Origin of the sequence: Nocardia salmonicida NBRC 13393 (assembly GCF_001613085.1) — a bacterium.
In the GTDB taxonomy this organism is placed as follows: Bacteria; Actinomycetota; Actinomycetes; order Mycobacteriales; family Mycobacteriaceae; genus Nocardia; species Nocardia salmonicida.
In genome coordinates this window covers 24,315-30,856 of the sequence record NZ_BDBR01000040.1, presented here as the reverse complement: position 1 = coordinate 30,856, position 6,542 = coordinate 24,315, and the positions used below count along the sequence as shown (strand labels likewise).

Below are 6,542 nucleotides of genomic sequence, written 5' to 3'. Positions count from 1 at the left end.
GGGAAAGCGCTCAGCTGAGCAAGGAAGACGTCAGCGCGCGAACCGGTATCAATGTCACCACGCTGTACCGGATCGAAATGGCTCAGGCGCGCCCGCAACGCCGCACTCTCGGCGCCATGCTCGACCTGTATCAGGTCGACGACAAAATGCGCGAGGAAGCACTCAGCCTGCTGACCGACGCGTTGAAACCCGGCATGTCGCGTCCTTACGAAGGCGCGGTGTCGGAGGTGTATGCGAATTACATCAACTTCGAGGCGGAAGCATTGTCGGCCAGGCAGTACCAGACTTCGACGGTGCCCGGCCTGCTGCAGACCTTCGAGTACGCGGCCGCGGTCATCGACACCTCCATGCCGCGCCTCGACGCCTCGGTGATGGAGAGCAGGGCGCAGGCGCGCATGGATCGCGCCACCAACCTGACCAAGGACGACCCGCTGGAATTGTGGGTGGTGATGGACGAGGCGGCGATCCGCAGGGTGGTCGGCGGGCCCGCGACCATGGCAGGTCAGCTCGACCGGCTGCTCGACGAGACCAAGCGCAAGAACGTGATCCTGCAGGTACTTCCGTTCGACGCGGGAGCGCATCCCGGCATGGCCGGCTCGTTCACCCTGCTCGACTTCCGCAACCCGGTCGACCCCGAACTGGTGTACGTGGAGAGCATGTCGGTGCACGACCTGGTCGAGGGACACTCCGAGATCCGCCGGTTCGGCGTGATCTTCGATCAGCTGCGGGCGATGGCGCTGAGCCCTCGCGACTCGGCGAAGCTGATCACCGAAGCGCGCGACGCGATCACCCGGTCCCCGACCGCTCAGTGACGACTGGCCCTGCGGAACCCGATCGCGGCCGGTAGGGCGAAAACCACGATCGCGCCGAGCGACCAGGCCAGCGTGGCCAGCAGTGGGCCGCGCACCGGACCGCCGAGCGAGAGTCCACGCATGGTGTCGATGGCGTGGGTGAGTGGGTTGTGCTCCACGATCGGGCGCGCCCAGCCGGGGTAGGCGGCGAGCGGGACGAACCCGGTACTGAAGAACATCAGCATCGACGAACCCAGCGAGACGACCTCCACCAGCGCGGCTTTCGCGGTGTACACGGCCAGTGCGGTGACCATGGTCGCGAAACCGAGGCCGTACAGCACTGGAATGGTGAACAGCGCGATCGCCGCGAGCGGACCCTGGGTGAAGCGGAATCCGAGTGCGACGCCGACGGCGAAGATCACCAAGGTGCACAGCAGGATTCGCACGCTTTCGGCGACGATTCGCGACAGCAGGCCCGAGGCGCGGTGGACCGGCAGGACCCAGAATCGCGACAGCAGTCCGACATCGCGCTCGCGGCCGAGGGTGACGGCTCCGGCCAGGGAGCCCGACATCACGCCGACCAACGAGACCATCGGAACCGAGCCGTAGAGGGCGTCGGCCCCGGCGAAGGACGAGACCTGTTTGCCCAGCACGGCATTGAGCATCACCAGCAGCAGCGCGGGGAAGAACAAGGCCTGCATCATGGTCAACGGGTCCCTGGCCCAGCGCGTCAGCAGTCGCTTGGTCTGGATCATGCTCTGCGGCAGCAGCATCCGCAGCGACTCGGTGCGACGGGTGACCGTGGGGAGCGCGATGACTGTCATGCCACCCGCCGCGCGGCGTGTCGCCAGGCCAGGCCGCCGCAGACCACCAGGATGCCGATCGCCCAAGCCAGGCCGGGGCCGAGCGTCGCGATGTCGACCGCGCCCGCGTTGCCGGTCGAATCGCCCGCCAGCGCGCGTAGGCCGTCGACGAACTGGGAAACGGGCTGGTTGCGAACGAAACCCTGGAGCCAGCTGGGAAACTGACTGGCCGGCGCGAATCCGGTGGACACCATGCCGAAGATCAGCTGGGGCAGTACCAGGATCTGGGTGGTGGCCTCAGGGCTGGCGGACATGCTGCCGAGCAGGTCGGCGCCGCAGCACAGGGCGGTCGCGATCAGCAGGGAGAAGGCGATGAACCCAGCGGTGTGCCACCAGCTTCCGTAGAAGCGGAAGCCTATGACGGCGCCGCAGACGAGCGCGGCGCCGACCGCGATCACCGCGCGATGGGCGGCCGCGGTGATCCTGGCGGCGAAGGGGACCCCGCGCGGCATCGGCATGGTGGCGAAACGGATGTCGAGGCCCTCGCGGGCATCGGTGGCGGAACGGAACGCGGCGGCGATGGCGCAGAACGAGACCGCCTGCATGATGATCATCGGCATCAGGAACTGGGCGTAGCTGCTCAGTCCGTGCCCGTAGACGGTCATCACGAGGTTGAGCGGGACGTAGAAGCCGATGGTGAACACCGCGGGAGCGAGCAGGGCGGTGAAGATCTCGCCGGTGCGCCAGGCCGGGCGGATCAACCGGCGCGCGAGCACCCACCACTGGGTGAGCGCCACCGACGGCGATCGGTCGGCAACAGGCTCGTCGGTGGTCTGCACGTCCCCATCGTGGTCGATGTGGCCTGTGGTGCCGGGGAACTCGGTCAGCATGTCGTGCGCGCCGAGGTCGGGGTAGTCGCCAGAATCCGGGCGATCTCGGGCAGAAGGTCGGGTGCGGTGAGTTCGTCAGGGGTCGCGTCGAGGACGTAGCCGGTGATCGCGCCCTCCACGTAGGGGCGCCAATGGCGAACCGTGGCACCGGGGTCGAGGCGGTCGGCGCCGTCGGGTCCGCGGCCCGCAACGCATACGGTGAGGTCACCAGGCAGCCACGAGGGTCGGTGGCCGGTCACCATGCCCGTGGCCGCGAGGCTCACGTCGGTGATGTGGTCGAGGTCGGTACCGGTGAGGTCGAGCGTTCCCGCCGTGGCGGCATTGATCGCCGCGGCGGCTGCGTCAGGGGTCGAGGTTCTCGCGCCCGAGGCGGCAGGTGGGTCGAGAGCTGGGATATCGATATCGGCGCCGAACTGGGCAGCGAATCGGTCGGCGGACAGCGACGCGGGTGCGGGGGCCGCGGGGTCGGTGGCGAGCAGGACGACGCGGACGTGTTCGCCCGCCGCGCGGAGTCGGACAGCGACTTCGTGGGCTACGAAACCGCCTGCGGACCAACCGAGAAGCTGGTACGGGCCGTGCGGAGCGATGCGGCGGATCTCGGCGAGGTAGCGGGTGGCGTATTCGCGGATGGTGCGCGGCTCGGTGCTCGCCTGCAGGCCGTAGATCGGGACGCGGGCGTCGAGGTGGGCGACGAGGTCCACATAGTTCCAGGCCAGAACCGCTTCACCTGCCAGGCAGAACAGTGGCGCGCCGTCGACGGATGCGGTGCGCGGGCGGATCGGCAGCACGAGGGCCGTCGCCGACTCGGCGCGCCCGTCGAGGGCGGGTTCCGCCGAACAGGAATCGGGCCGATCGGCCGTCCACCGGCAGGGCGGAGCAGCCGGATCATCGCGAGTGCTCACAACAAATGATATGTCGTGCGAAAACCCCAGTATCCCGACACTTTCAGGGGCATCGACACCTGACCGAACGCGCATCTGAACCTCCTTCACCGACCCGACGACAGATGGTCTGAGTTCCACTGTCGCGCAGGAAGGCCCCGACCCCAACCAACCCAGGGGCCCGGTCACGCCCACCCAGGTGGCGGTGAAACCACCCAAGGGTGTCGAGCTGCGGAGGCCGTGGGGATCAGTAGGTAGTCACAGGCAGGCTGCGGACACCGGCCCACAGGTCCTCGATCAGTCGTTCGTAGCTGTCGGCTAGGTCGTCGAGGCGGACCCACTCGTCGTAGAAGACCGATTCGGGGGCACCTGCCAAGGCGACGAAAGTCAGGAAGCAGTGTTTGGCGAGGCGGTCGACCAGATAGCCGAGGGTTTCGGGGTGCTCGTCGGCCGCGGCGGGCGGCACGGGAGCGGCCAGGATGACCCAGCGGTCGATCGCCCGCATCAACTGGGCGCGGCGGCGGTCGATGCGCTCGGACTCGCTCAGCGGGGTTCGCTCGCGCAACTGGTGCAGCAGCGCGAGCTCACCCGCGGCGTCGAGGATGGGGTGGTCATCATGTGGCAAACCGCGGAAGGCCGCCAGGAGGACGTCCCGGCCCGGCAGCATCGCCCCTCGTCCCGAATGGCGCATTTCACCGCTCCCCCGCCGAGCCGACGACGTCAACGCGTGAAACATTCATCTGGCACACCTCCGACTCGGGCACGACACCCCGGCGGGGATGCCATAGCGTGCGGGTGGAGCACGGCGAGCCCGCGCGAATCGCGCACACCCGGCAACTATTCCGCCACAACTGTCCCCGACAACGCCGTCGGCGCGAGACGTTTTCCTCCGGACACTCACATTGTCCGGTGCGCCTCCCTTGTCCGTCCGCACTGATCTCGCAGCCACATGGGCGGCGCGCCGGGTACCAGCTACTGCAGGCGGAGGCTGCCGAAGAGGCCGTCCTTCTCGTCTCTGGGGCCTGCGGTGAAGTACAGGGCGTTCGCGTCGCCCAGGCTTTCACCGTTGCCGAACTTCAGCGCCCACAGGCCCGCGATCTCCACCGGCTTCGCCTCACCGTCGCGCAGGTAGTCGACGAAGGTGCCGGTGGTGTCGTCGTAGGCGAGGACGCGGCCGAGGCCACCGGAGTTGCCGATCAGCAGCTTGCCCGAGAGTGCCCCGAAGTTCGACGGCGCGATCGCCACGCCCCACGGCGCGTTGAGCCTGCCGCCGTCATCGATGATGCGCACCAGCTTGCCCGTGCTGTCGAACTCGGCGACCTTGCCCTTGTCGGGCTTGCCGTGGGAGTCCTTGTCCTTGTCGGCGTCGAGCGAGGCTTCTTCGGCCTTGTCGAAGACCTTCGGGTCGTCCCCGTCGGGCCGAGTCATGGCGTAGGAGACGAACACTCGACTACCGAGGGTGGTGATGTTGAACGGCGCCGGGTCACCGGGCACGGCCTTCTTGCCCTTCTCGGGCGAGGAGGCGTCGATCACCTCACCGGTGGCGAACGGGTTGGCGAAACCGGTGGCCGCGACCGGCTGCCAGTTCTTGTCGAAGGTGCGGACCTGCGGGTCGGCGCCGAAATCGGCGGCCAGCAGCTTGTCACCCGAGGGCGCCAGCGCGATACCGAAGAAGGCCATGCCCTGCGCGGAACCGTCGAACACCTGGTTCGCGCCGCCGTCACGCCGCACGATCGCGCCGTCGGGGGCCTGCTCGGTCCACGCTGAGATCTTGCCCGAGTCGGTGGCGGAGATGAAGCGCGCGGAACCACCGAGCGGGATCGGCATACCGTCCACATCGACCCACTGGTCGCGCACCACGAACAGATCCGAGGTGATCGGCGCCGGGTTGAACACGACCCCGGTGGCCTTGCCGATGCTCTTGTCGGAGGTGTCGGCATCGGCGCCGGGGATGCCGACGAGCTTGAGCTGGTCCTGGGTCAGCTTCTGCAACTTGGGATCCGAGGAGGACTGCACATCGCCGAGGAACTGGAACGACTTGCCGCCCGCGCCGACCCAGAAATGCCCGCCCGCACCCTTGGGCCGATCGGCCAGGCCCCAGGCATTGACCATGCCGGGCAGCGTGAACTGGGCGTGATAGGAGTCCTTGTCGGCGGCCAGGTTGGTCTGGCTGTAGCGGTTGCCGTCCACTGCGGCCACGTCGTCGGTCGAGGGCTCGGTGTTCGAGCACGCCGCGGCGAGCAACACTGCCGCACCGAGTACCGCGCCGCGCACCAGCCCGGACCGCACCCCGCGGGCGCCCCTCACATGTCCGTTCACGATCTTTTTCCTTTCGACCTTCCGCCGGACGGCGTTCAGGCGAGGCTGACCTTATCGTGGGTGATGCGGTGGTGTGCCGTGACCGTGGCAGGAAGCGCAGGGCTACGCTGTCGGCCGTGGTCGAACCTTCCCCCAACATCGCCCCGCATCCCGACATCGCCGCCCTGGCACCACTACTCGGTACCTGGCGCGGTCGGGGCAGAGGCGAATACCCGACCATCGAATCCTTCGACTACGTCGAGGAGATCACCTTCGGGCACCTGGGCAAACCGTTCCTCACCTACCAGCAGCGGACCAAGGCCGGCTCCGACGGCAGGCCGCTGCACGCCGAGACCGGCTACCTGCGCAGTCCGGCGCCCGGCCGGGTCGAGCTCATACTCGCCCATCCGACCGGAATCACCGAGATCTGCGAAGGCACGATCACCGAAACGGTTGACGGAATTCGTCTGGAATTGAACTCCACGAATATCGGCCTGAGCGAATCGGCGAAACCGGTTACCGCGGTGGGCCGCTCATTCCATGTCACCGGCGACACCATCGAGTACACGGTGCGGATGGCGGCGGTCGGCGAATCTTTGCAGCATCACTTAGCGGCGACTCTGCAACGCGGCTGAGTCGCGTGCAATTCGGGAAGTTACCCGTACACAACCTCTGAACAGTGCCTTTGCGCAACCGAAACCGATAATTCACCTTTTCATCACGGCTCGGTAGCGGTTGTGTTCGAACACGCCCGCACATAGGGCAACAATTGTGTGTCGCTTGCTGACGTCGCCTGTTGCCGAAGTAACGGCCGTTCTACGGTGGTCTATCAGCTAATCCTCAGACAATCGAACGGCTGCACCGCGAACACGTCGAAAC

7 protein-coding genes are annotated in these 6,542 nt (G+C 67.3%); 2 read left to right on the top strand and 5 right to left on the bottom strand.

Annotation, left to right across the window (positions count from 1 at the left end; translation table 11 throughout):
* Positions 1-812, top strand: an 812-nt coding sequence (locus NS1_RS30295) for a helix-turn-helix domain-containing protein (RefSeq protein ID WP_062990001.1), incomplete at its 5' end; no start/stop codon positions are given.
* Here NS1_RS30295 and NS1_RS30290 read toward each other — a convergent pair.
* The 5 genes from NS1_RS30290 to NS1_RS30270 all read right to left on the bottom strand — a co-directional run bounded on the left by NS1_RS30290 (position 806) and on the right by NS1_RS30270 (position 5,684).
* Positions 806-1,615 (bottom strand): ABC transporter permease, encoded by an 810-nt coding sequence (locus NS1_RS30290; RefSeq protein WP_062989999.1) that lies wholly within the window; start codon positions 1,613-1,615, stop codon positions 806-808. The two genes, NS1_RS30295 and NS1_RS30290, sit on opposite strands and share 7 nt — an antisense overlap.
* Positions 1,612-2,484: an ABC transporter permease gene (locus tag NS1_RS30285; RefSeq protein ID WP_084504658.1), complete on the bottom strand. Its 873-nt coding sequence runs from the start codon at positions 2,482-2,484 to the stop codon at positions 1,612-1,614. Before NS1_RS30285 ends, NS1_RS30290 begins: the two co-directional genes overlap by 4 nt.
* Positions 2,478-3,386, bottom strand: coding sequence for a thioesterase domain-containing protein (locus NS1_RS30280; protein WP_062989997.1), 909 nt, complete (start codon positions 3,384-3,386; stop codon positions 2,478-2,480). The genes NS1_RS30285 and NS1_RS30280 overlap by 7 nt, the downstream gene beginning before the upstream one ends.
* 226 nt (positions 3,387-3,612) lie before the next feature.
* On the bottom strand, positions 3,613-4,056 hold the full coding sequence (locus NS1_RS30275; RefSeq protein ID WP_062989995.1) for a hypothetical protein: 444 nt from the start codon (positions 4,054-4,056) through the stop codon (positions 3,613-3,615).
* Positions 4,057-4,337: 281 nt separating this feature from the next.
* Positions 4,338-5,684 carry a TIGR03118 family protein gene (locus tag NS1_RS30270; protein ID WP_255284755.1) on the bottom strand — a complete coding sequence of 449 codons (1,347 nt, stop codon included), beginning with the start codon at positions 5,682-5,684 and terminating at the stop codon, positions 4,338-4,340.
* A gap of 116 nt (positions 5,685-5,800) precedes the next feature.
* Between NS1_RS30270 and NS1_RS30265 the strand changes: the two genes are divergently transcribed.
* On the top strand, positions 5,801-6,298 hold the full coding sequence (locus NS1_RS30265; RefSeq protein ID WP_056811743.1) for a peroxynitrite isomerase: 498 nt from the start codon (positions 5,801-5,803) through the stop codon (positions 6,296-6,298).
* Positions 6,299-6,542 lie beyond the last annotated feature (244 nt).